The following is a 22191-nucleotide window of genomic DNA, read 5'->3' as shown; positions in this document are numbered from 1 at the left end:
GCCTCGCATGCGTACGCTCAGCCAGCCCGCCCTCGCCGATCTCGCCGACGTCCCGGCGCTCAGCCGCTGGGTCCGCTCCGGCGGGCTGCGGCTGCACGTGCTGGACTACGGTGGCGACGGCGTCCCGCTCGTGGTGCTGCCCGGCATCACCAGCCCGGCGATCACGATGGATTTCGTCGCGCGGGAGCTGACGTCCGTGGCTCGCCCGATCGTCGTCGATGTCCGGGGCCGCGGGCTCTCCGACTCCGCCCCGGCGTACACAGTGGACAACTACGCCGACGACACCGAAGCCGTCGTCACCACGCTCGGCCTCGATCGCCCGGTGTTGCTCGGCCACTCCATGGGCGCGCGGATCGCCGCGGTGACCGCCGCGCGGAAATCCTTGCCCCTGCGCGGAAGTGTCCTCGTCGACCCGCCGCTGTCGGGCCCGGATCGTGGCCCCTATCCGACGTCGCTGGCCGTGTTCGACGAGCAACTCGCGCAGGCCCGGCGGGGCACCACCGCGGACGAGGTCGCACTGTCCTGGCCACGCTGGCCGCACCGGGAACAGGAACTGCGTGCGCGGTGGCTCGCCAGCTGCGACGCCGAGGCGATCGCGGCAACACACCGGGGTTTCGAGACCGACGACTTCTTCACCGTCTGGCCCTCGGTTCCCGCGCCGGTCGCGCTGCTGCACGGCGCGGACAGCCCCGTCGTCCCGCCCGAAGGCGTCCGCGAGCTGGCCGCGTCGAATCCGTCGGCGCGGCTGTTCGAGGTCCCCGACGCCGGGCACATGGTCTTCTGGGACAACCCGCGCCCCGCGCTCGCCCTCCTCCTCGACGCCCTGGCCGCTGTGAGCTGAAGGGGACTTTCCTCGCATGGCATGCGAGGAAAGTCCCCTTCAGCTCATCCGACGAGACGAACGTCCCCTTCAGCTCTCCGTGCGGGGGAAGCGGTCTTGGCCAAGGAAGATCGGGTTCGACATCGCGACCATGGCGTTCGGCACCGTCGTCTTCGGGCCGCCGGACGGGCGCCGCACCTCGACCCGCACCCAGCGGCTGTAACGCGGGTAAGTGGTCCACGTGACCGTGGCGGTGCCGGAAGCGGGAACGGTTTCGGTGTGTTCCGGGCCCAGCTGGTCGAGAAAGGTCACCGTCGTGCCCGGCACCCCGCCGACGACGGCCTTCACGGTGACCGGCGTGCCGATGCCGACCGGCAGCCGCTCGCCGATGCCCGCGGTGCGTGATCCGGCGGCGGCCGTGAAGTCGAGGGACACGTCGGCCGATTCCGCCAGCCAGGAGCGTCCGGCCTTCAACCCCGACAGGAGGTCCTTCCTGGCGAGGCTGTCCGCGCGGACCACGGTGTGCGGCAGGCCGACGGTGTGGTCCGGGGTGTGCGCGTCGGAGTCGCCGATCGCCGGGATCCAGCGGCCGCCGCGCAGCAGGCCGTCCCAGTGGATGACGCTGGCCTGGTCGTCCTCGGTCCACGGGCCGTTCCACACCTCGACGAGGTCGGCCAGTTCGTAGGCGTACTCGTAGGTGCAGCCGAAGCAGTTGGCGAACGGATGCGCCGCGGTCACCAGCCCGCCGTGGCGGTGCACCTGGTCGACGAACCGGCGGAACTCGACCGGATCCGACGCGCGATACCGCCAGTCGATCCATTTCCCGGCCGGGATGCCGATCGCGGGCCAGTGCCCGGAGCGGGTGGTCACCTCTTCGCCGTTGAGGATCAGCAGGTCGTCCGTCGCGTGGTCGCCCCACTGCAGGGACGCGCTCGGCGTGTTGTGCTCGGTGGAGACGATGAAGTCGAGTTTCGCCGCGCGGGCGGCGGCCACGAGTTCGGCGGGCGTGCGCCTGCCGTCGGAGTGCACGGTGTGCAGGTGGCTGTCGCCGCGGTACCAGGACGCGCCACGCTGGCGGGCCGGCGCGGTTTCCGGCGCGGGGTGCGGCTTGACCGGCGTGCCTTGCGGGCCGAAGGTCAGGGTGATGTCCACCCGGTAGTTCAGACCCTGCGGCGCGACGGTGTAGGGGCCGAGGATGACGTGCCATCGACCGGGGGTGATCGGACCCGGCAGGTATCCCGGCGTCGCCTCCGACGCGCTGATCGAGAACCGGTCCCGGAACCCGCCCGACCAGCCGCGGAAGCCGCGCTCGTTGCCCAGCTGGTGCCCTTCCGGCCCGAAAACGCCGATGTCACAGGCATTTCCGCGGACGCCGCCGGGTACCTGCGGCCGGTCGTAGGAGTAGACGACGTCGATCCGGGCGACCCCGCGCGGCACGTCGACCGGAAGGTAGTACCAGTCCGGGATGTCCGGGGTGAAGGTGCCTGTGACGGTCTTCGTCACCGGGACGCCGCCCGCTTCCTGCGCCGCGAACGCCACACCCGGCAGCATCGCCATGGCCGCGCCCGCTGCCGCCGCGCCGCCGCCCCACAACACCGAACGCCTGCTGATGTCCCCAGTAGACATGCGTACCTCCGCATTTCCGCTCGGGCTCGACGCTAAGTCACTGCGACGCGGCCGCTCAACCACCAACGGGTGAACACTGGCCCGGGGTTAAGCTGCCCCGGTGTCAGGTGAGCCACGGATCCTTGTGGTCGAGGACGCCGAAGCCATCCGGGTCTCGGTGGAGACGGCGTTGGCGGCGGCCGGCTTCTCCGTGCGCGCGCTCGCCGACGGGGCCGCACTCGAACCCGAACTCGCCCGTTTTCGCCCCGATCTGGTGATTCTCGACGTGATGCTCCCCGGCCGCGACGGGTTCGCACTGCTCGGCGTCGTCCGGCGCCGTTCCGCGGCCGGAGTGGTGATGCTGACCGCCCGTGACGGCGTCGAGGACCGGCTGCGCGGCTTCGACGAAGGCGCGGACGACTACGTGGTGAAGCCGTTCGTGCTGGCCGAACTCGTCGCCAGGGCGGGCGCGGTGCTGCGGCGGACCGGACGGACCCGGCCCGCCATCGAAATCGGCGATCTCGTCGTGGACGTCGAAGCCGGGACGGTGCACTACGGCGGAAAACCGGTCGACCTCACCGCGACCGAGTGGAAACTGCTGGGCTATCTCGCCGCGCACCGCGACCGGGTGGTCGGGAAGACACAGATCCTCACCGCCGTATGGGGATACGAGGACTACGCCGCGAACCTCGTCGAGGTCAACGTCAGCACGCTGCGCAAGAAACTCGAGGCACACGGGCCACGGCTGCTGCACACGGTGCGCGGCCAGGGGTACATCCTGCGCGGGGACTCCTGATGAGCGGGCTCCGCACGGCGTCGTTGTACCGCAGGGTCACCGTCACCGCGCTCACCGTGCTCGTGGTGGTGCTGGTGATCGTCTTCTTCGTGGTCAACGCGGTGTTCCGCGCGCAGGCGGAAAAGGACGTCAACGGGTTGCTGGCCGCGCGCGTCCAGCTGGCCCAGCAGCTGGCGAAGCAGAACCTGAGCCCGCCGAACCTGCTCCGGCGGGTCGAGACACGCGGGGTACGCGGGCAGCTCGCCATGCCGGACGGCGCCGTTTACGGGGCGCTGCAACCGCCGTCGACGACCCGGCTGCGCCAGGTGAAGGCGACGTTGTCCGGTGCGGCGAAGATCAACGGCGCCAAGCTGACACTGACCGCCGACGATTCGATCGTGGCCGGGACGGAGCGAACGCTTCAGCGGCTCCTGCTGATCACCGGACTGGTCGCGGTGCTGGTCACTGCGCTCGCCCTGCTGCTCGGTGTCCGATTCGCACTGTCCCCTTTGGACGCCATGACGCGGCTGGCGCGGTCGATCGTCTCCGGCCGCCGGGGCGGGCGGCTGGCGCCGGTGCGCACCACCACCGAACTGGGCCGCACCGCGGCGGCCTTCGACGCCGCGCTCGACGCTCTCGAAGGCGCCGAGCGGACGGCCAGGGCCTCGGAAGAGCGCACGCGCCGGTTCGTCGCCGACGCCGCCCACGAGCTGCGTACCCCGCTCACCGGAGTCCAGGCCGCGGCCGAGGCCGTCCTCCAGCTGCCCCCGGATGCCGACCCCGAACAGCGGGAGCGTCTCCAGCTCCTGGTCGTCCGCGAATCGCGGCGAGCCGGGAAGCTCGTCAACGACTTGCTGGAACTGGCCCGGCTGGACGCCGGCGCGGAGATCGGCCGCGCGCCGGTGCCGCTGCTCCCGCTGGCCGAGGCCCAGGCGGAGCGGGTGGGCCTGCTCGCCCCGGACGTCACCGTGACCGTCGGCGGCGCGGACGCCCGGGTGCTCGGCGACGCCGACCGGCTCACCCAGATCCTGACGAACCTGGTGGACAACGCCCTGCAGGCGATGGCCGGGCACGGCACGCTGACGATTTCCGTGGCGCCGGACGGGTTCGCGGTGTCCGACACCGGTCCCGGCGTTCCGGAGGCGGACCGCGAACGCATCTTCGACCGGCTCGTCCGGCTCGACGACGCCCGTGACCGCCGCGCCGGCGGTTCCGGCCTCGGCCTGGCGATCGCCCGGGGTTTCGCCCGCGCCCACGGCGGCGACCTGCGCTGCGACGCGGCCCCTGGCGGCGGTGCCGTCTTCGTCCTCACCGGCCTCACTCCGGCCTGACGCGCGCTGGCCGTCTCCGTGAAGGCCCCCTTACCGGCGCTCAGCGCTGTGATGGTGGCTTTCACGGACCCCGCCCGCCCGCTCTCGACCGGTTTCGTCGGTCCCTCCCCCTATGCTGTTCGGCAAGGGGGCCTCGGGGTGTCCGGAACGACGCGTTCGGGACGATGAGCGTCTCGTACGCGTCGTTCGCGACATGCTGCTTCGCCGACCGCGAGCCGTCCGGCCTGTCGTGAACGCTCCGTTGCCGACGTTCACCGTCCTGAACGACGCGTTCGCGACATACGGAGGCGGCCACCGGGGAGTCAGGCGAGGAGGCCGTCGACGCGGCCGGAGTGTCCTGGCAGGACGCGCCCGGCGTCGGTGCCCAGCACCTTCTCCAGCATCGTCGCGTAGACGTCGCGGAAATCCGTGCTCTGCTTCAGGTCGCCATTGTCCAAATCGGACAGACTCGGCTCGGTGCCATGGAAGCCGCCACGGACGCCGTTGCCCAGCACGAAGACCGGGCCCGCGGTGCCGTGGTCGGTGCCCTCGCTCGCGTTGGCCGCGACCCGGCGGCCGAACTCCGAGTACACCAGCACGACCGCCTGCTTGCCGCGGTCGGTCTTCCCGAGCCGCTGCACGAACGGCGTCAGCGCGCCGTCGAGTTCGGTCAGCAGCCGCTGCTGGGTGCCACGTTCGTCGGCGTGGGTGTCGAAACCGCCCAGTGACACCGAATACGCGCGCGTCGGCACGCCCGCCTCGATCAGCCCGGCCACGACGTCGAGCTGCGCCGCCAAGGCACCCTTGCCCTTCGCCTGCTGCCCGCCGCCCACCTGGCGCCCGCCGCCCGCGGGGTGCACCGCGCCACCGAGCACCCGGACGGCGTTGTGCAGGTCGCCGATCGACTTCGCCGCCTTCGCCTGCCAGAATCCCTCGCCCGGCTGTGCCGCGCCGAGTCCCTCGAACGACTTTCCGAGCGTTCCCTTCGGCAGGGCGAGCCCGCCGACCGGCAGCGAAGCCGCCGCGGTCTGCGCCCCGGCCAGCAGCGGGGGCAGTACGGGCTCGACAGACACCGCGCGCAGCGGGTCGTCTCCCGACGTGTCGAGCCACCGGCCGAGCCAGCCGGTCGGCACCGACGTCTCCGGCGACGCCGTCTGCCAGATCGCCATCGACCGGAAGTGGCTGTGGTCCGGTTTCGGGTAGCCGACCCCACGCACGATGGCGAGTTCCTCGCTGTCCCAAAGCCCTTTGAGGCCCTTCATCCCCGGGTTCAGGCCGAGTCCCTCGCCGAGGTCGAGCACCTCCTCGGGCTTGTACGCCAGCTCGGGCCGGGCGTCCTGGTAGCGGCTGTCGCCCGCGGGCACGACGGTGTTCAGCCCGTCGTTGCCGCCGTAGAGCGTCACCACGACGAGCACGCCCGCCTTCGGGTCGAGCGGTGTCTGCTGTGCCGCGGTCATGAGGTCCGCCCAGTCGACCTGGGTCGCCCCGGCCGCGAGCGCGCCCGCCGCGGTGACACCGGAGGCGATCAGGAACCTCCGCCGAGTCAGTTTGTTCATCGGAATCTACCCGCTCACCACGTATTCGGGGGCACAAGCGGCCACAGTGGACAGTTGCTTGACGTCGCCGCCGACACCGGCGAGCGCCGCGCGGGTCCGGTTCGACCAGGCGTCCACACCCAGCAGGTCGCCGATCGCGGCGGGCTTGTTGGACGCCTTCGCGACCGCGCCCAGCTCCGCATGCTGGACGATCAGCTGTGCCAGGTGCAGCCGGGCCACCCCGGCCGACGTCGTCAGCCAGGCGCCACCCGCCGCCCAGCCGCCCACGCTCGGTGGCTGGAACGGGACCTGGCCCATCCCGCGCAGCCCGGCCAGCAGCTGGGTTTTCCCCTTGTCGTCCAGTTTCGACGGCCGGACGCCGAGCGCGCGCATGAGCCCGGCAAGCCATTCCACCGGTTGTTTCACCAGCGACGTCGCGCTGTCACGGAACAGGGGTTCCGCGGCGATCGCGGTGAGCAGCGCGCGGATGTCCCGGGCGCCGCCGTAGGCCGCGACGAGGCGGTTCAGCACGTCGGCAGGGGGCGGCGTCGGCGAGACGAGCCGGAACCACAGCCGTCCCACCACGAACGGCGCCGATTCCGGTCTGGCCAGTACAAGGTCCACAAAGGACCTCGCGTCGAGGTTCGCCGTGCTGCCGAGGACGGTTTTCGCGGCGTTGTCGTGCCGCTTCGCGACGAACTGCGCCGTCGTGGTGTCGCGCTTGGCCGCCCAGCCGGTCAGCGCCCGCGCGGCCTCCCGGACGTCGTTTTCGCTGTAGTGGCCGACCCCGAGCGCGAACAGCTCCATGAACTCGCGGGCCAGGTTCTCGTTGGGCTTGCCCGCCTTGTTGCTGTTCCCGTCCAGCCACAGCAGCATCGCGGGGTCGACGATCATCGCCTGCGCCAGCGCGGTGAAGCCGCCCATGCCGAGCGTGCGCTGCGCCTGGTTCTGCGTGAGCATCAGCTCCGGGCTCTTGACCTTCTGCTCGCTCGTCGCGAAGTGCCCGTGCCAGAACCAGGTCAGGCGCTCGACCGAGGCGAGATCGGCCGCGACCATCCGGTCGAGCCACCAGATCGCCGCCGCGGTGGCCTGCGCCTGAAGGCTCTTCGCGTACGCCTGCTTCCCGGTCTTGTCCTGCTTGCCCGGCCGGTCCGGCGGCGGGCCCGGTCGCGGGATCGGTGTTGCCTTCGCGCCAGGGTCGTCCCCCGGCGTCAGCAGCCGCGTCACCGTCTCGGCGAAGCCCCGGTCCAGGTCACCGGGCCGCGGCCCGAACCCGAAGCGGTCATGGAGCCGGCGCACCGCCGCTCGTTCGGAAATACCCGCCATGCGGTGATCGTCCTGCGGATTCCGCGGTCCGGCGAGCTTCCGGTGTCCTCCTTAAGCAGATCTTCAGGCGGCGGGCACCGTCGGTGACGAGGCGGGTACGCCCAGACCGGTCAGAGCACGTCGACGTCGTATCCGACCACCGAAGCGGGCGTGAGCAATCCGCCGACACACTCGGCCGAGGACGGGCCGAACGGCACCCAGTACCCGACCGTCGTCCAGAACACATTCCCGGCGAAACAGTGCGCGACGGCCCGATAGGTGTAGCCCGGGTAAGGCGGGAAACAGCGCACGACTATGCCTTCACCGAACAGGACGCTGTATTCCGCCGCGGCGCAGGAGCGCGGCGGACGGCTGCTCTCGGCGGCCGATGCGGGCGCCCCGACCAGGAAAGTCAGCGCGACAATTGTCAGAACAAGGGCCGCCATCCGTTTTCGCACGGCAGTTCTCCTGTCTCGAAGGACTAAACCATTTCGGGAACGAGCGTACGTATCGCCACGAATTAACGGCAATTAACCGGGTAAGTGAACAACAATCGCACCGTGTCACCCGCGCTGCTCCGATTGAGGGAGTGGCGGGGCCAGGCGGACAGTAGTGGGTGAGGCGGGGCCACGGGTGGTCGCTGTCGGACACCGGTCAGAGGCGCAGCCGCGCGGCGTTCTCCCTGACGTGGGCGAGGGTGCCACAGCCGAGGTCGAGTTGCCTGCGGCGCTCGCCGGTGAAGGCCCGGCCCAGCGCGGTGCGGTCCGAAAGGGACAGTGTCCGCCGGAGTTCGTTGAGCAGCCCGCGCTCCTCGCCCCGGACATGGGCGTCCACGACGGACTCCAGGCCGATCAGCGCCTTGTCGAACTCGTCGCCGTCGAGCGGGTCGGCCTCCAGCACTGCGAGGAGCTCCTCGCCGAAGGCACCGTCCTGTCCGGACGGGTGAACCACGCGCTCGGTGGCGGTCGCGTGCGCGACGAGCAAGGCCGACAGTTCGGCGCGCGAGGTCTCCCGGTCGGCCTCATGGTTGCGCAGCTCGCGGCACAGTTGCTCGAGCCTCCGGTGGTCGCTGAGGACGACCTCGACCAGGTCGGACCCGGGCGTAGTCGGCGTCTCCGCCGGTCGCATCCAGCCGAAGGTCAGCTCGACGGCCTGCCGCCAGTGCGCGTATTCGGTGTCCCGCCGGCCGGGGTCCATCGAGGGCAGCCACTGGCCCGCCCGGTGCCAGTTGCGTCGCAGGCCTTCCAGATCCGGCCAGTACCCTACGGACAACCCGGCCGCGTAAGCCGCGCCGAGCGACACCGTCTCCGCCACCATCGGGCGCACCACGGGCACGTCGAGCACGTCCGCGACGAACTGCATGAGCAGGTTGTCCGCGGTCATCCCACCGTCCACTTTGAGCGTCGAAAGCGCCAGGCCGGAGTCGGCGTTCATCGCGTCGACGACCTCGCGGGTCTGCCAGCCGGTGGCCTCCAGCACGGCCCTGGCGAGATGACCCTTCGTGATGTACGAGGTCAGCCCGGCGATCACCCCGCGCGCCTCGCTGTGCCAATGCGGTGCGAACAATCCGGAGAACGCGGGCACGATGTAGCAGCCGCCGTTGTCCTCGACGGTCCTGGCGAGCGTCTCGATCTCCGGGGCGCTGCCGATGAGTTCGAGGCCGTCACGGAACCACTGCACCAGCGAACCGGTGACCGCGATGGAGCCCTCCAGCGCGTACACCGCGGGCTCGTCGCCGATCTTGAACCCGACCGTGGTGAGCATGCCGTGGGTCGAGAGCACCGGCGTATCCCCGGTGTTGAGCAGCAGGAAACTGCCGGTCCCGTAGGTGCATTTCGCCTCGCCCGGCGCGAAACAGGTCTGGCCGAACAACGCCGCCTGCTGATCGCCGAGCGCCGCCGCGATACGGATTCCCGGCACCACCCGGGTGGTGGTGCCGTAGACCTCGGTGGACGACCGGATCTCCGGCAGCATCGCCTTCGGGACGTCGAAGAAGTCCAGCAGTTCGTCGTCCCAGTCCAGCGTGCGGATGTTCATCAGCATGGTACGGCTGGCGTTGGTGACGTCGGTGACGTGCACGCCGCCCTCGGGCCCGCCGGTCAGGTTCCAGATCAGCCAGCTCTCCATCGTGCCGAACAGGACGTCGCCGCGTTCGGCGCGCTCGCGCAGGCCGGGGATCTCTTCCAGCAGCCAGCGGACACGCGGCGCCGAGAAGTAGGTCGCCAGCGGCAGCCCGCACAGCTGCCGGACGCGCCGGGCGGCCGGTTCGCGTGCGAGATGTTCGAGCATCCGGTCGGTGCGGGTGTCCTGCCAGACGATCGCCCTGCCCACGGGCGCCCCGGTGTGCCGGTCCCACACCACCGTCGTCTCGCGCTGGTTGGCGATGCCGAGCCCGACCACCTGCTCCGCGCTCGCCCCCGCCTGTGCCAGGGCCTGGGGGACGATCCGCCCGAGGTTCTTCCAGATCTCGACGGCGTCGTGCTCGACCCAGCCCGGACGCGGGAAGTGCTGCTGGTGCTCGCGCTGCACGACCGAGACCAGCCGTCCGCGCGCGTCGAACAGGATGCACCGCGTCGACGTCGTGCCCTGGTCGATCGACATCACGAACCGCTGGACCATGATCTCCGCTCCGTCAGTACCGTGCCGCTCAGTGCCGTTCAGTGCCGCGAGGTTTCGAGATCACGGGACACAGCGCGCGCGGCGTCACGCACGTGACCGAGCAACCGCGCGTTCGGGCTGCCGTCGGGCTCGCAGATCCGTTCCACCGTGCCGGAAACCCCGATCGTGCCGACCACGATGCCGCCGTGCCCGCGGATCGGCGCGGCGATCCCCGCCTCGTCAGGCGTCAGCTCGCCGCGCTCGCTCGCCCAGCCCGTTTCGCGGACTTTGGCGCACGCGCGCTTGATCGCGGTCGGCGAGGTCAGCGTCCGCCGGGTGTAGGCCTCCTGCTCGCCGCCGCGCAACGATGCCACGAGAGTCACGTCGTAGGCCAGCAGGACCTTGCCGAGCGCCGTGGCGTGCAGCGGCAGCAATGTCCCGACGTCGAGGCTCTGCAACGAATCGTCGGGCCGGAAGACATGGTGTACCACCAAAACCCTGCCCTCCAGCGGCGCGCCGATGCGCACGGTTTCCCCGCTGCGCGCGGCGAGCGCGTCCGCCCAGTTGATGGCCCGCGAGCGCAGTTCGTTGACGTCGAGGTAGCTCGTGCCCAGGTGCAGCAGCGCGGCGCCGAGCTGGTACTTGCCGCTGTCGCGGTCCTGTTCGACGAAGCCGACGCCCTGCAGCGTGCGCAGGATGCCGTGCGCGGTTCCCTTGGCCAGCTCCAGTGAATCGGCGATCTCGCCGACGCCGAGACGGCCGGAACCGCGCGCCAGCAACCGGAGGATCGCGGCGGCGCGCTCGATGGACTGGATGGGACCTGGCACGGCGCGACCCTAACCCGACCAGCGCCGATTCGACAATGTCGAACCCCCGGGCGTGTCGTTCGACAATGCCGACCCGACCTCGTTGACCCCGTGTTTTCACGAATTTAACGTCGCGGCACCGGCAAGGGAGCCGGTGTCCTAAGTGGAGGAAGCAATGGTGCGAAACCTCAAGGCCCGGGGGCTGACCGGCGAGCTCGCCGCGGAGTTCGTCGGGACGATGATCCTCATCCTGTTCGGCTGCGGGGTGGTGGCGCAGGTCGTCGCCGGGGGTATCGTAGATCACGACAGCATCGCCTGGGCGTGGGGCCTCGGCGTGACGCTGGGCGTGTACGTCGCGTCCCGGATCAGCGGCGCTCACCTCAATCCCGCCGTGACGATCGCGCTCGCGGTGTTCAAGGGATTCTCCTGGCGCAAGGTCGCGCCCTACGCGCTGGCGCAGACGGCGGGCGCGTTCGTCGCGGCGCTGCTCGTGCGCTGGAACTACACCGAGGTCCTGAACGCGAAGGACCCCGGGCTGACGATCAAGACCCAGGGAGTGTTCTCGACGCTGCCGGGTAACGGCACGCTCCCGGTAAGTGACTGGGGTGCCTTCCGCGACCAGATCATCGGCACCGCGATCCTCGCGCTGCTCATCTTCGCCATCACGGACCTGCGCAATACCGCGCCCGCCGCGAACATGGCGCCGCTGATCGTCGGCTTCGCCGTCGTCGGGATCGGCATGGCCTGGGGCACCAACGCCGGCTACGCGATCAACCCGGCCCGTGACTTCGGCCCGCGGCTCGCCTCCTGGCTCACCGGCTACGACACCGCTTTCACCGACCAGTACGGCTACCCCTACTGGTGGATCCCGATCGTGGCGCCGATCATCGGCGCGCTGATCGGCGCGGCGATCTACAAGTACGTCGTCGAGCGCTTCCTGCCCGGTGACGAGCTGGACACCGTGCCCTCGCCCGCCAAAGACGCCGAACCCGTCGCCTGAGTCCTGAGTCCACAAAGGAGTTCACCCATGCCTGATTTCGTCGGAGCCGTGGACCAGGGCACCACGAGCACGCGCTTCATGATCTTCGACCACGGCGGCAACGAAATCGCCCGCCACCAGCTCGAACACGAGCAGATCCTGCCCCGGCCGGGCTGGGTCGAGCACAACCCCACCGAGATCTGGGAGCGCACCCGCGCGGTCATCGCGTCCGCGCTGACGAAGGCGAACCTCGCCGCGAGCGATCTCGCCGCGCTCGGCATCATCAACCAGCGCGAAACGACGGTGGTGTGGAACCGCCGGACCGGCCGTCCGTACTGCAACGCGATCGTCTGGCAGGACACCCGCACCGACCGGATCGCGTCCGCTCTGGAGCGCGAGGGCAAGGGCGACGTCATCCGCCGCAAGGCCGGGCTGCCTCCGGCGACGTACTTCTCCGGCGGCAAGCTCCAGTGGATCCTGGAGAACGTCGAAGGCGTGCGCGCGGACGCCGAGCGCGGCGACGCGTTGTTCGGCACCACCGACAGCTGGCTGCTGTGGAACCTCACCGGCGGGACCGACGGCGGCGTGCACGTCACCGATCCGACCAACGCCAGCCGCACCATGCTGATGGATCTGGAAACGCTGGACTGGGACGACGAGCTGCTGTCCTTTTTCGACATTCCGCGCCGGATGCTGCCGGAGATCAAGCCGTCGTCGAACCCCGGTTTCTTCGGTACCACGCGTGCCGACGGCCCGCTCGGCGGTGAGGTCCCGATCGCCGGTGACCTCGGCGACCAGCAGGCGGCCACCGTCGGCCAGGTCTGTTTCCGGCCCGGCGAGGCCAAGAACACCTACGGCACCGGCAACTTCCTGCTGCTCAACACCGGACACGAGCTGGTCCGCTCGAAGCACGGGCTGCTCACGACGTTGTGCTACCAGTTCGGCAACGACAAGCCGGTGTACGCGCTGGAGGGTTCGATCGCGGTCACCGGGTCGGCCGTGCAGTGGCTGCGGGACCAGCTCGGCATCATCAGCGGCGCGTCGCAAAGCGAGGCGCTGGCCCGCGAGGTCGCCGACAACGGCGGGATCTACTTCGTCCCGGCCTTCTCCGGGCTTTTCGCGCCGTACTGGCGTTCCGACGCGCGCGGCGCCATCGTCGGGCTGACCCGCGCGACCACCAACGCGCATCTGGCGCGCGCGACGCTGGAGTCCATTTGCTACCAGAGCCGCGACGTCGTCGAGGCGATGGAGAACGACTCCGGCGTCAAGCTCGACGTGTTGCGTGTGGACGGTGGTGTCACCGCGAACGAGCTGTGCATGCAGCTGCAGGCCGACATCCTCGGCGTGCCGGTCTCGAAGCCGGTCGTCGCCGAGACCACCGCGCTCGGCGCCGCCTACGCGGCCGGGCTGGCCGTCGGGTTCTGGCGGTCGACCGACGAGCTCGAACAGAACTGGAACGAGGACAAGCGCTGGCAGCCGTCGTGGACGGCCGAGCAGCGTTCCCAGGGCTACGCCGGCTGGCAGAAGGCCGTCGGCCGCACGCTCGACTGGGTCGACGTCCAATGAACCACGATCCGAGGAGAACCACCGTGTCATCACTTCCCCTGTCCCCGTTGTACCGCGCGGAATCCCTGCGGAAGATCGGCAAGCACGAACTGGACGTGCTGGTCGTCGGCGGGGGTGTGACCGGTGCGGGCATCGCGCTCGACGCCGCGTCGCGCGGGCTTTCGGTCGCGCTCGTCGAGGCCCGCGACTTCGCGGCCGGGACGTCCAGCCGGTCCAGCAAGCTGATCCACGGCGGACTGCGCTATCTCGAACAACTCGACTTCAAGCTGGTGCGCGAGGCACTCAAGGAACGCGGGCTGCTGCTCCAGAAGCTGGCCCCGCATCTGGTCCGCCCGGTCAAGTTCCTGGTGCCGCTGCAGCACCGCGTCTGGGAACGCGGGTACATCGGCGCCGGGGTGACGCTGTACGACACGCTAGGCGGAGCGCGGGCGCTCCCCCGCCACCGGCACCTTTCGCGGCGTCGCGCGTTCGAGGTCGCGCCCGGCCTGGCCGACGACGCGTTGATCGGCGCCATCCAGTACTACGACGCGCAGGTCGACGACGCGCGGCACACGATGATGATCGCGCGGACCGCTGCCGAGCAGGGTGCCTCGGTGCTCACCCGGACCCGGATGACCGAGCTGCTGCGCGAGGGCGGCCGGGTCGTCGGCGCGAAGGTGGTCGATCTGGAGAGCGGCGCCGAGATCGAGGTGCGGGCGAAGACGGTCATCGCCGCCACCGGCGTGTGGAGCGACGACATGTCGAAGGCCGCGGGCATTCCCGCGCCGTTCACCGTGCGGGCGTCGAAGGGCGTCCACCTCGTGGTGCCGCGCGAGAAGATCGACCTCGACACCGGCCTGATCCTGCGGACCGAGAAGAGCGTCCTGTTCGTGATCCCGTGGGGCAGGCACTGGATCGTCGGCACCACCGACACCGAATGGGAGCTGGACCGCGATCATCCGGCCGCCAGCCGCGCCGACGTCGACTACGTGCTCGACCACCTCAACGCGGTGCTGCGCACGCCGATCACGCATGACGACATCGAAGGCGTGTACGCCGGGCTTCGTCCGCTGCTGGCCGCGAAAGCCGCTGCCACGACGAAGCTGTCGCGTGAGCACGCGGTCGCGCATCCGGTGCCGGGCCTGGTGATCATCGCGGGCGGGAAGTACACGACGTACCGGGTGATGGCCGCGGACGCGGTGGACGTCGCGATGGAGGACGTCGCCAAGCCCGCCCCGCCGTCCTGGACCGACCGGCTGCCGATCGTCGGCGCCGAGGGCTACCACGAGCTGTGGCGGGACCGGGCGACGCTCGGGCTGCCGGTGGAGCGCGCCGAGCACCTCCTCGGGCGCTACGGGACCAGGATCACCGACCTCCTCGCGATGATCGACAAGCGGCCCGAACTCGGTGAGCCGATCCCGGGCGCCGAGGAGTACCTCAAGGCCGAAGCCGTGTACGCGGCGTCGCACGAGGGCGCGCTGCACCTCGAAGACGTCCTCACCCGCCGCACCCGGATCTCCATCGAGGTCACCGACCGCGGGGTCACCGCCGCCCCCGAGGTGGCCGCGCTCATCGCGCCGCTGCTCGGCTGGGACGCCGCGCGGCAGCAGCGCGAGGTGGACAACTACCTCGCGCGGGTGAAGGCCGAACTGTCCGCACAGGACCAGCCCGACGACGTCGCCGCCAACGCCTCCCGGCTCGACGCCCCCGCCCTGCTGCCCGGCTGAGACTGGCAGTCGGTCCGTGAAGGACTCCTTCCCGGCTCCCAATGCCGGTAAGGAGTCCTTCACGGCAGGGCTTGACCTCCAGTTGGCTAGAGGTTCCAGACTCGGGGAATGCGAGCGATCATGGCGACCCGATTCGGCGCCCCCGACGTCCTGGACCTTGTCGAACTGCCCACCCCCGAACCCGGCCCCGGTGAGGTCCGGATCGCCGTGGCCGCGGCCGGGATGGGATGGCTCGACGCCCGGATCCGCTCCGGCGACGGCCCCGACGTCTTCGCGGTGGAGCCGCCGTACATCCCCGGCGGCGCGGTGGCGGGGACCATCGACGCCCTCGGCGCCGGGGTCGACGACCACTGGCTGGGCAGCCGCGTGCTCGCGCAGGCCGGTACGGGATACGGCGGCGGCTACGCCGACACGGCGATCGCGGCCACGGGCACCCTCTTCCCGGTGCCGGACGAACTCGGCCTGCACAGCGCGCTGGCGTTGCTCGACGACGGCAGCACCGCGGTCGCGCTGCTGGAGAAGACGCCGGTGCGTGCCGGGGAACGCGTCCTGGTGGCGCCCGGGGTCGGCGGCCTCGGCAATCTGCTGGTCCAGCTCGCCCTCACCGAGAACGCCCGTGTCATCGCCGCGGTCCGCGGCCCGGAAAAGCTTGCCATAGCACAGGATCTGGGCGCCGCCGCGATCGACTACTCCGCGCCGGACTGGGTCAGGCAGGTCCGGGACCTCACCGGCGACCAGGGGGTGGACGTCGTGTTCGACGGCCTCGGCGGCGACGTCGGCGCGGCGGCGGTGGCACTGCTCGCCGACGGCGGCCGTTTTTCCGGCTACGGCATGGCGAGCGGCGCCGAGACCACCATCGCCGAGGCCGACCGGCGACGCCTGACCGTGGTGGACATGACCCAGCTCCCGGAGTTCTGGCCGGAGACCCCGCGCCGTGTGAAGCACGTCCTCGCGGAGGCCGCGGCGGGCAGGTTACGGCCGGTCGTCGGCCGTACCTACCCCCTCGCCGAGGCCGCCGCGGCACACGCCGACATCGAGGCGCGCCGCTTCGTCGGGAAGAGCCTGCTCGTGCCGTGACGCCCGGCTACCTGGCGAGCAACGCGCGCAGCGCCTTGACGACCTGGGTGGGCGCTTCCTCGGCCATGAAGTGCCCCGAGGACATCGTGACGTGCTCGAGGTCGGGTGCCCACGCACGCCAGAGCGCGGCGCCGTCGAAGCCCATCGCCGCGCCCCAGTCCTCCTGCAGCACGGTCACCGGCATCTCCAGCCGCCGTCCCGCCTCCCGGTCGGCGAGGTCGTGCTCGATGTCGATGTTCGCCGTGGCCCGGTAGTCGGCCACGATCGAGTCGACCGCGTCGCGCGACGCGGCGAGGTACTCGGCACGGACGTCGGCCGGAATCGCCCCGGGGTCCCGGCCCCAGAGGTCGAGGAAGTAGCCGAAGAACACGTCCGGGGCGCCGGCGATCAGCTGCTCGGCCAGTCCGGGCGGCTGGGCCATCAGGTAGAGGTGGAACCCGATCGCGGCCTCCCTGCCCTTCATCGCCGCCCACGTGTCCAGCGTGGGCAGCACGTCGAGCAGGGCGAGGTGGCTGATCGCGCCAGGGTGGTCGAGGCCCGCGCGGAAGGCGACCAGCGCGCCCCGGTCGTGTCCGGCCAGCGCGAAGCGGTCGAAGCCGAACTCCCGCGCCACCGCGACGGCGTCGGCGGCCATCGTGCGCTTCGCGTACGTCTCGCCGTCGATGTCCGCCGGCTTGCCGCTGTCGCCGTAGCCACGCAGGTCGGGGCAGATCACGGTGTGGTCCGCGGCCAGATCGGCCGCCACGTGCCGCCACATCAGGTGGGTCTGCGGGAAGCCGTGCAGCAGCACCACGGGACTCCCCGAGCCGCCGACGGCCACGTTGAGCCGCACGCCGTCCGGGGTGGTGACCTCCCGGTAGCCGAATCCGGCGATCTTCGTCTTCACGATGTTTCCTCTCGTCCCCGGCGCCGGTCCGGCGCCTGGTCACCACCCTGCGCGGCGGAGATCAGCACCGGATCAGTGCCGGATTAGGGTGGTCCCCGTGACGGTGGAATTCGGCGTGCTCGGCCCGCTCGTCGCCGCGCGGGGCGGGTCCGGCGTCGACCTCGGCGGACCCCGGCAGCGCGCGGTGGTGGCGCGGCTGATCCTCGCCAAGGGCCGCGTCGTCCCGCTGTCGCGGCTGATCGACGACCTGTGGGAGGAGCCGCCGGAGAACGCCGTCGGCACGATCCGGACGTTCGTCTTCGCGCTGCGCCGCGCGCTCGAACCCGATCGGCCGCCCCGGTCGCCTGCCCGGCTGCTGGTCACCTCCGCGCCCGGGTACGCGCTGCGTGCCGAGGCCGGAGCGGTGGACGCCTGGCGGTTCGAGGCCGCGGTCACCGCCCGGGACGCCACACTGTCCAGTTTGGACGATGCGCTGGCGTTGTGGCGTGGCCCCGCCTACGCCGAGTTCGCCGACGAGTCTTGGGCCCGGGCCGAGATCGACCGTCTCGACGAGCTTCGGTTGCTGGCCGTCGAACGGCGAGCGGAGGCCGCGCTCGCGCTGGGCCGGGCGGACGCGGTCGTGCCCGATCTGGAAGCCCACCTCGCCGAGCGGCCGTGGCGGGAGGCCGCCTGGCGCCTGCTGGTACTGGCGCTCTACCGCGCGGGACGCCAGGGTGACGCCCTCGACGCGCTCCGCCGGGCGAAGAAGATTCTCGACGTCGAGCTGGGCGTCGATCCCGGGCCGGAACTGCGGCAGCTCGAGGCCGACGTCCTCGCCCACGCCCCGCACCTCCTGCCCCGGCAGGCCGCGGACGTCGGGGAAATCGTCCGACCAGGACCCGATGAACGGCCTTTCGTCGGGCGTGACGGGGAGATCGCCGACCTGCGGGCCGCCGCCGCGACAGCCAAGGCACACGGAAAACTGAGCCTGGCGCTGGTGTCCGGCGAGGCGGGGTCCGGCAAGACCACACTCGCCGAGGCGTTCGGCGAGCGGCTCGCGGCCGAAGGCTGGACCACGGTGTGGGGGCGCAATCCCGAACACGCGGGCGCACCGACCGCGTGGCCGTGGACCGAGTTGCTCGCCGCGCTTGCGGTACCGGCCGTCGAAGCGCCCGACGGCTCCCCCGCTTTCCGCAGGCGCCAAGCCATCGCCGCCGCGTTGAGCACTGCCGCCACGAAGTCGCCGCTGCTGCTCGTACTCGACGATCTGCATTGGGCGGACGAGGAAACCCTCGCGACACTGACCGCGCTGGCCGCCGCCCCGGTGCCGGGACCGATCCTGCTCGTCGGGACCTATCGCACCACCGAGATCTCCGCCGAGCTGACCGCCGCGCTCGGCCGCGTCGCCCGCGCCGGACCCGTCCGGATCCACCTCGGCGGGCTGTCCGAAGCGGACGTCGCGGAGCTGCTGAATTCGACCGCTCACCAGGACGTCGGCCGGGAACTCGCCCGGACGGTCCACCATCGCGCCGGGGGCAACCCGTTCTTCGTCACCGAACTCGCCCGGCTGCTGGATGCCGAAGGGCCCGAGGCGCTGACTTCGGTGCCGGTCGGTGTACGAGACGTCCTCCGGCATCGGCTCGGCACGTTGTCGGAATCAGCCCTCACGACGCTGCGTCAAGCCGCCGTCATCGGTCTCGACCTCGACCTGCTGATCCCATTGTCGGGCAACGAAGACGGTGTGCTCGACGCCGTCGAGTCGGCGTTGCTGGCTGGCTTCCTCGTCGACGACGACGGCATCCGGTTCTCGCACGCCCTGGTCCGGGACACGCTGTACGAGGACATCTCCCGGCCGCGCCGCGCGCGCTGGCACGCCGCCGTCGGGGAAACGCTGGAACGCTTGCGCCCCAACGACTTCGACGCTCTCGCCCGGCATTTCCTCCGTGCCGATGGCCGGTCCGCCGCCGCCCGCGCGGCCCGCTACGCCCGCACGGCCGCCGAACAGGCCGAACGACGTTTCGCACCCCACGAAGCGGCGCGGCTCTGGCGCGACGCCGTCGAAGCGCATGACCGTTCCGGCGCCGACGACCCGCGGACCCGGCTCGACTCGGTCATGGGCATGGTGCGGGCGCTGGCGGTCACCGGCAGGCTGGAGTCCGCGCGCACGCACCGCGCGGCGGCGATCACCGCCGCGGAACGGCTCGGCGATCCCGCGCTCACCGCCCGCGTGATCACCGCGTTCGACGTCCCGGCGATCTGGACCCGCAACGACGACCCGGGCCTCTCCCGCCAGGTCGTCGACGCCGCCGAACGCACCCTTTCCGCCCTCCCTCCAGAAGAAACCGAACAGCGCTGCCGTCTGCTGAGCACCATCGCGCTGGAACTCCGGGGCATGCCGGACGAGTGCGGACCGCGCGCGGCAGCCGAGGCCGAAACACTCGCCCGGCAGCTCGCGGACCCCGGTCTCCTGGCGTTCGCACTGAACGCCCGTTTCATGCATTCCTTCGCCCACGCCGGGCTCGCCCCGGAACGCGCGGAGATCGGCCGGGAACTGGTCGATCTCGCCGCACGCCACGAATTGATACCCTTCGAGGTCCTCGGACACCTGATCCTGCTGCAAGCTTCGGCGGCGCTCGCGGATTTCGCCGCCGCGGACCGCCACGCGCAGGCGGCGGACGCACTCGGCGAACGACACGAACTCCCGCTCGTGAGCGTCTTCACCGACTGGTACGCCGCACTGCGGCTGGCGGCAGCGGGCCATTCGGCCGAGGCGGAAGCCGCGTATCGCACGGCGGCCGTCCGGCTGCCCAGCACCGGAATGCGCGGAGTGGAGGACGGCCTCCTCCCGCTGGCTCTGCTGTGCCTCCGCATCCAAAGTGGACAGTCCGCTATGGACACTCTGAACTACGGCCCGTACGAACCGTGGGCCCGCCCGGCACTCCTGCTCGCTTCCGGCCGTCGCAACGAAGCAGCGGCTGCCGTACGGGAACTCCCCGACTCGCCCCGCGACCTGCTCTACGAGGCCAGGCTATGCCTCACCGCCGTCGCCGCTTTGGGCGTCGGCGACAAAGCCTTGGCGCGCAAGGCTTATGACGCCCTCTTACCCGCCGCCGATGAACTCGCTGCCGGTAGCGGCCTCGTCACCCTCGGGCCTGTCGCGCATTACCTCGCCGATCTCGCCGATGCCCTGGGACTGGCCGACGAAGCCGCGCAACACCGCGAACAGGCCCGCAGGCTTCACGTCGCGACCGGATAGCTCTCGTCAGCGAGGCTGACCAGCAGGTCCTCCACACCCCACTCCGGCTGCCGACCACGACGCGTGCGTGCGGGCGAAGCGCGCCAAGTCTTCCCCAAGCTCCACAGCTGCATTTTGCCGAAATCCCTTATACGGCAAGGGAAACTGCGCCCTCAAGGTTCACCCGATCGATAGCACACATGTTCGATCGGGCGGGGTATCGTGGTGGCATGTCAGTCGACAGCAGCACCTCCGCAACGCCCACCGAGTGGTGGCGCGTCGATGTCGACTGCCTGCTCTCACGGCTCCTGGAGTCCGAGTCCGTGCAGCGGCGCGAGGCTGCCGTGCAGGGCGAGGTCATGGCCGAACTCGAACGCCGCGGAGTGCGGGACACCACCGGCTACGGAAGTCTTGTGCGGCTGTTGCAGGAGACGCTGAACATCCCGTACGCCGAAGCGAAAGCACGGGCTGCGCGGGCGCTGGCGTTGAACGGCACCCGCGACCTGACTTCCGGGGAGCAGCCACCCATGGCGCCCGCGACCGCGCAGGCCGCCGCCGAGGGCGCGATCGGCGCCGCCCAGATCGACGAAATCCTGCGCGTGCTCGACAAACTCCCCGCCGCCGTCCCGGTGCAGCAACGGGAACAGGCCGAGAAGATCCTCGCCGAGTTAGCCCGAGTCGCCGGACCCCGCGAAATCCGCACCGCCGGACGACGCCTGCTCGCCCAGCTCGACCCCGACGGACGCGAACCCAAAATCCGCGACCCGAAATCCTTCCAACCCGAGTTCTCCATCGCACCGCACCGCGACGGCGGGCAGCAGATCAAAGCCCGCGTCGATGACGAAACCTCCGCGCGCCTGCAAGCGATGCTCGATCCGCTCGCGAAACCCCGCCCCGCCACCGAAGAAGAAGGCCGCGACGCCCGAACCCAGTGGGAACGGCAAGGTTGCGCGTTCTCGGAGCTGGTGCGGATGTGGGCTGAACATCCCGACCTGCCCACGCAGGCTGGAGAAGCCACCCACATTGTCGTCACTGTCGGGCTCAAGGAACTGCGGTCCGGGATCAGCCAGGCAACTCTTGATCTTCTCGGTGAGATCACCGCGTCCGAGGCACGGCGACTGGCGTGTAACGCCAAAATCATCCCCATGGTGCTGGGCTCACACGGCGAACCCCTCGATGTCGGCCGCGCCCAACGCCTTGCCACCCCCGCCATCCGCCGCGCCTTGATCCGCCGCGACGGCGGCTGCGCTTTCCCGGGTTGCGATGCGCCTGCTTACCGTTGTACGCCGCACCACATTGTCTACTGGGCACACCACGGTGAGACCAAAGTGGACAATCTCGTGCTCCTATGTTCCGTCCACCACAAGGTAATCCACCACTCCGAATGGGAAGTCCGCATCGCCACCGACGGGCTCCCGGAGTTCATCCCGCCCGCGTGGCTGGACGCCACCCGCACACCCCGACGCAACACCATCCATAGGACCTGACGGCGGATCAGCGATGTAACACCACCTCCCTTGTGGTGAATCCGCGCGTTCCTGTCATGACGATGGGACGCGGAGTACGTACCGTTCGCGGGCCTGAGGACGAGAGTGGCCGCGATGCGGACCGCTGCCAAACTCAAGGCGCGACGCGAGGCGCAGAGTCTGCGGGAAGTCACCACCAGGATCGATCACAACCCGGGCATGCTTTCCCTGGGGGAACGGGGTTTGCGCACCGTCGAAACCTGGGAGGCCGGGCTCTACCTCGGCGCGTGTCCGACCCCGATGCACGAGAGCCTGCGCATCATCAGCCTCTTCCAACCACCCAGCGACCAGGTCCAGTATCTCGTCCTTGCCGCCATTCTTCCGCACTGCTCGATCCGGGAAGGAAACCAGCGGTTGCGTCGAGGTCGCCCAGATTCCCCCGTTCACCGCGGTCCGCGACTCCACGGCCCCCACCGGTAGTCTCACCGTCAGCCACCACGCCTGGTGCGTCCCGCACCGCCCTCGCTATCGCTGAAAGGTAGG

Annotated in this window: 18 protein-coding genes; 11 read left to right on the top strand and 7 right to left on the bottom strand. The window is 70.6% G+C overall.

The features are described 5' to 3' along the window. The first annotated feature begins 7 nt into the window (after positions 1 to 7). The gene (locus tag ACFW0G_RS13110; RefSeq protein ID WP_378325300.1) at positions 8 to 841 is read left to right on the top strand and encodes an alpha/beta fold hydrolase; all 834 of its coding nucleotides are present in this window, start codon (positions 8 to 10) and stop codon (positions 839 to 841) included. 69 nt (positions 842 to 910) lie between these two features. Here ACFW0G_RS13110 and ACFW0G_RS13105 read toward each other — a convergent pair whose 3' ends face one another. Then, positions 911 to 2446 (bottom strand): CehA/McbA family metallohydrolase, encoded by a 1536-nt coding sequence (locus ACFW0G_RS13105; protein WP_378325299.1) that lies wholly within the window; start codon positions 2444 to 2446, stop codon positions 911 to 913. A gap of 100 nt (positions 2447 to 2546) precedes the next feature. Between ACFW0G_RS13105 and ACFW0G_RS13100 the strand changes: the two genes are divergently transcribed. Beyond that, on the top strand, positions 2547 to 3221 hold the full coding sequence (locus tag ACFW0G_RS13100; RefSeq protein ID WP_378325297.1) for a response regulator transcription factor: 675 nt from the start codon (positions 2547 to 2549) through the stop codon (positions 3219 to 3221). Next, on the top strand, positions 3221 to 4531 hold the full coding sequence (locus ACFW0G_RS13095; RefSeq protein ID WP_378325296.1) for a sensor histidine kinase: 1311 nt from the start codon (positions 3221 to 3223) through the stop codon (positions 4529 to 4531). Before ACFW0G_RS13100 ends, ACFW0G_RS13095 begins: the two co-directional genes overlap by 1 nt. A gap of 302 nt (positions 4532 to 4833) precedes the next feature. Here ACFW0G_RS13095 and ACFW0G_RS13090 read toward each other — a convergent pair whose 3' ends face one another. The 5 genes from ACFW0G_RS13090 to ACFW0G_RS13070 all read right to left on the bottom strand — a co-directional run bounded on the left by ACFW0G_RS13090 (position 4834) and on the right by ACFW0G_RS13070 (position 10775). Next, on the bottom strand, positions 4834 to 6066 hold the full coding sequence (locus ACFW0G_RS13090) for a DUF1501 domain-containing protein (protein ID WP_378325295.1): 1233 nt from the start codon (positions 6064 to 6066) through the stop codon (positions 4834 to 4836). A gap of 6 nt (positions 6067 to 6072) precedes the next feature. Next, the gene (locus ACFW0G_RS13085; protein ID WP_378325293.1) at positions 6073 to 7371 is read right to left on the bottom strand and encodes a DUF1800 family protein; all 1299 of its coding nucleotides are present in this window, start codon (positions 7369 to 7371) and stop codon (positions 6073 to 6075) included. A gap of 110 nt (positions 7372 to 7481) precedes the next feature. Next, the gene (locus tag ACFW0G_RS13080) at positions 7482 to 7808 is read right to left on the bottom strand and encodes a hypothetical protein (RefSeq protein ID WP_378325291.1); all 327 of its coding nucleotides are present in this window, start codon (positions 7806 to 7808) and stop codon (positions 7482 to 7484) included. A gap of 196 nt (positions 7809 to 8004) precedes the next feature. Continuing rightward, positions 8005 to 9969 carry a glycerol kinase GlpK gene (gene glpK / locus ACFW0G_RS13075; protein WP_378325289.1) on the bottom strand — a complete coding sequence of 655 codons (1965 nt, stop codon included), beginning with the start codon at positions 9967 to 9969 and terminating at the stop codon, positions 8005 to 8007. Between the two features lie 38 nt (positions 9970 to 10007). After that, positions 10008 to 10775 carry an IclR family transcriptional regulator gene (locus ACFW0G_RS13070; protein ID WP_378325288.1) on the bottom strand — a complete coding sequence of 256 codons (768 nt, stop codon included), beginning with the start codon at positions 10773 to 10775 and terminating at the stop codon, positions 10008 to 10010. Positions 10776 to 10929: 154 nt separating this feature from the next. Here ACFW0G_RS13070 and ACFW0G_RS13065 point away from each other — a divergent pair, with 154 nt between their 5' ends. The 4 genes from ACFW0G_RS13065 (at position 10930) to ACFW0G_RS13050 (ending at position 16082) form a co-directional block, all read left to right on the top strand. Continuing rightward, the gene (locus ACFW0G_RS13065) at positions 10930 to 11754 is read left to right on the top strand and encodes an MIP/aquaporin family protein (protein WP_378325286.1); all 825 of its coding nucleotides are present in this window, start codon (positions 10930 to 10932) and stop codon (positions 11752 to 11754) included. 27 nt (positions 11755 to 11781) lie between these two features. Next, the gene (gene glpK / locus ACFW0G_RS13060; protein WP_378325284.1) at positions 11782 to 13299 is read left to right on the top strand and encodes a glycerol kinase GlpK; all 1518 of its coding nucleotides are present in this window, start codon (positions 11782 to 11784) and stop codon (positions 13297 to 13299) included. Continuing rightward, positions 13296 to 15005 carry a glycerol-3-phosphate dehydrogenase gene (gene glpD / locus ACFW0G_RS13055; RefSeq protein ID WP_378325282.1) on the top strand — a complete coding sequence of 570 codons (1710 nt, stop codon included), beginning with the start codon at positions 13296 to 13298 and terminating at the stop codon, positions 15003 to 15005. Before glpK (ACFW0G_RS13060) ends, glpD begins: the two co-directional genes overlap by 4 nt. A 108-nt stretch (positions 15006 to 15113) precedes the next feature. Continuing rightward, complete coding sequence (locus ACFW0G_RS13050; protein ID WP_378325280.1) at positions 15114 to 16082, top strand: zinc-binding dehydrogenase; 969 nt, start codon at positions 15114 to 15116, stop codon at positions 16080 to 16082. A 7-nt stretch (positions 16083 to 16089) separates the two neighbouring features. Here ACFW0G_RS13050 and ACFW0G_RS13045 read toward each other — a convergent pair whose 3' ends face one another. After that, positions 16090 to 16968, bottom strand: a complete 879-nt coding sequence (locus ACFW0G_RS13045) for an alpha/beta fold hydrolase (protein ID WP_378325278.1) — start codon at positions 16966 to 16968, stop codon at positions 16090 to 16092. A gap of 97 nt (positions 16969 to 17065) precedes the next feature. On the opposite strand from ACFW0G_RS13045, the gene ACFW0G_RS13040 reads away from it, so the two are divergent. The 4 genes from ACFW0G_RS13040 to ACFW0G_RS13025 all read left to right on the top strand — a co-directional run bounded on the left by ACFW0G_RS13040 (position 17066) and on the right by ACFW0G_RS13025 (position 22183). Further along, positions 17066 to 20203: a BTAD domain-containing putative transcriptional regulator gene (locus tag ACFW0G_RS13040; protein ID WP_378325277.1), complete on the top strand. Its 3138-nt coding sequence runs from the start codon at positions 17066 to 17068 to the stop codon at positions 20201 to 20203. A gap of 209 nt (positions 20204 to 20412) precedes the next feature. After that, positions 20413 to 21669, top strand: a complete 1257-nt coding sequence (locus ACFW0G_RS13035) for a DUF222 domain-containing protein (RefSeq protein WP_378325276.1) — start codon at positions 20413 to 20415, stop codon at positions 21667 to 21669. 114 nt (positions 21670 to 21783) lie between these two features. After that, positions 21784 to 22128 (top strand): hypothetical protein, encoded by a 345-nt coding sequence (locus tag ACFW0G_RS13030; RefSeq protein ID WP_378325405.1) that lies wholly within the window; start codon positions 21784 to 21786, stop codon positions 22126 to 22128. Further along, complete coding sequence (locus ACFW0G_RS13025) at positions 22082 to 22183, top strand: hypothetical protein (RefSeq protein ID WP_378325403.1); 102 nt, start codon at positions 22082 to 22084, stop codon at positions 22181 to 22183. Before ACFW0G_RS13030 ends, ACFW0G_RS13025 begins: the two co-directional genes overlap by 47 nt. Positions 22184 to 22191: the final 8 nt, after the last annotated feature.

Origin of the sequence: Amycolatopsis sp. NPDC058986, assembly GCF_042741125.1 — a bacterium.
Lineage (GTDB): Bacteria > Actinomycetota > Actinomycetes > Mycobacteriales > Pseudonocardiaceae > Amycolatopsis.
Note: the sequence above shows the minus strand (reverse complement) of the source record. Positions and strands in the feature narration are given on the sequence as shown.

What these genes read in the sequence shown, in the direction of transcription:
- ACFW0G_RS13110 (WP_378325300.1), top strand. Translation starts at nt 8, where the DNA reads ATGCGTACGCTCAGCCAGCCCGCCCTCGCCGATCTCGCCGACGTCCCG.
- ACFW0G_RS13105 (WP_378325299.1), bottom strand. Translation starts at nt 2,446, where the DNA reads ATGTCTACTGGGGACATCAGCAGGCGTTCGGTGTTGTGGGGCGGCGGC.
- ACFW0G_RS13095 (WP_378325296.1), top strand. Translation starts at nt 3,221, where the DNA reads ATGAGCGGGCTCCGCACGGCGTCGTTGTACCGCAGGGTCACCGTCACC.
- ACFW0G_RS13090 (WP_378325295.1), bottom strand. Translation starts at nt 6,066, where the DNA reads ATGAACAAACTGACTCGGCGGAGGTTCCTGATCGCCTCCGGTGTCACC.
- ACFW0G_RS13085 (WP_378325293.1), bottom strand. Translation starts at nt 7,371, where the DNA reads ATGGCGGGTATTTCCGAACGAGCGGCGGTGCGCCGGCTCCATGACCGC.
- glpK (WP_378325289.1), bottom strand. Translation starts at nt 9,969, where the DNA reads ATGGTCCAGCGGTTCGTGATGTCGATCGACCAGGGCACGACGTCGACG.
- ACFW0G_RS13065 (WP_378325286.1), top strand. Translation starts at nt 10,930, where the DNA reads ATGGTGCGAAACCTCAAGGCCCGGGGGCTGACCGGCGAGCTCGCCGCG.
- glpK (WP_378325284.1), top strand. Translation starts at nt 11,782, where the DNA reads ATGCCTGATTTCGTCGGAGCCGTGGACCAGGGCACCACGAGCACGCGC.
- glpD (WP_378325282.1), top strand. Translation starts at nt 13,296, where the DNA reads ATGAACCACGATCCGAGGAGAACCACCGTGTCATCACTTCCCCTGTCC.
- ACFW0G_RS13050 (WP_378325280.1), top strand. Translation starts at nt 15,114, where the DNA reads ATGCGAGCGATCATGGCGACCCGATTCGGCGCCCCCGACGTCCTGGAC.
- ACFW0G_RS13035 (WP_378325276.1), top strand. Translation starts at nt 20,413, where the DNA reads ATGTCAGTCGACAGCAGCACCTCCGCAACGCCCACCGAGTGGTGGCGC.
- ACFW0G_RS13030 (WP_378325405.1), top strand. Translation starts at nt 21,784, where the DNA reads ATGCGGACCGCTGCCAAACTCAAGGCGCGACGCGAGGCGCAGAGTCTG.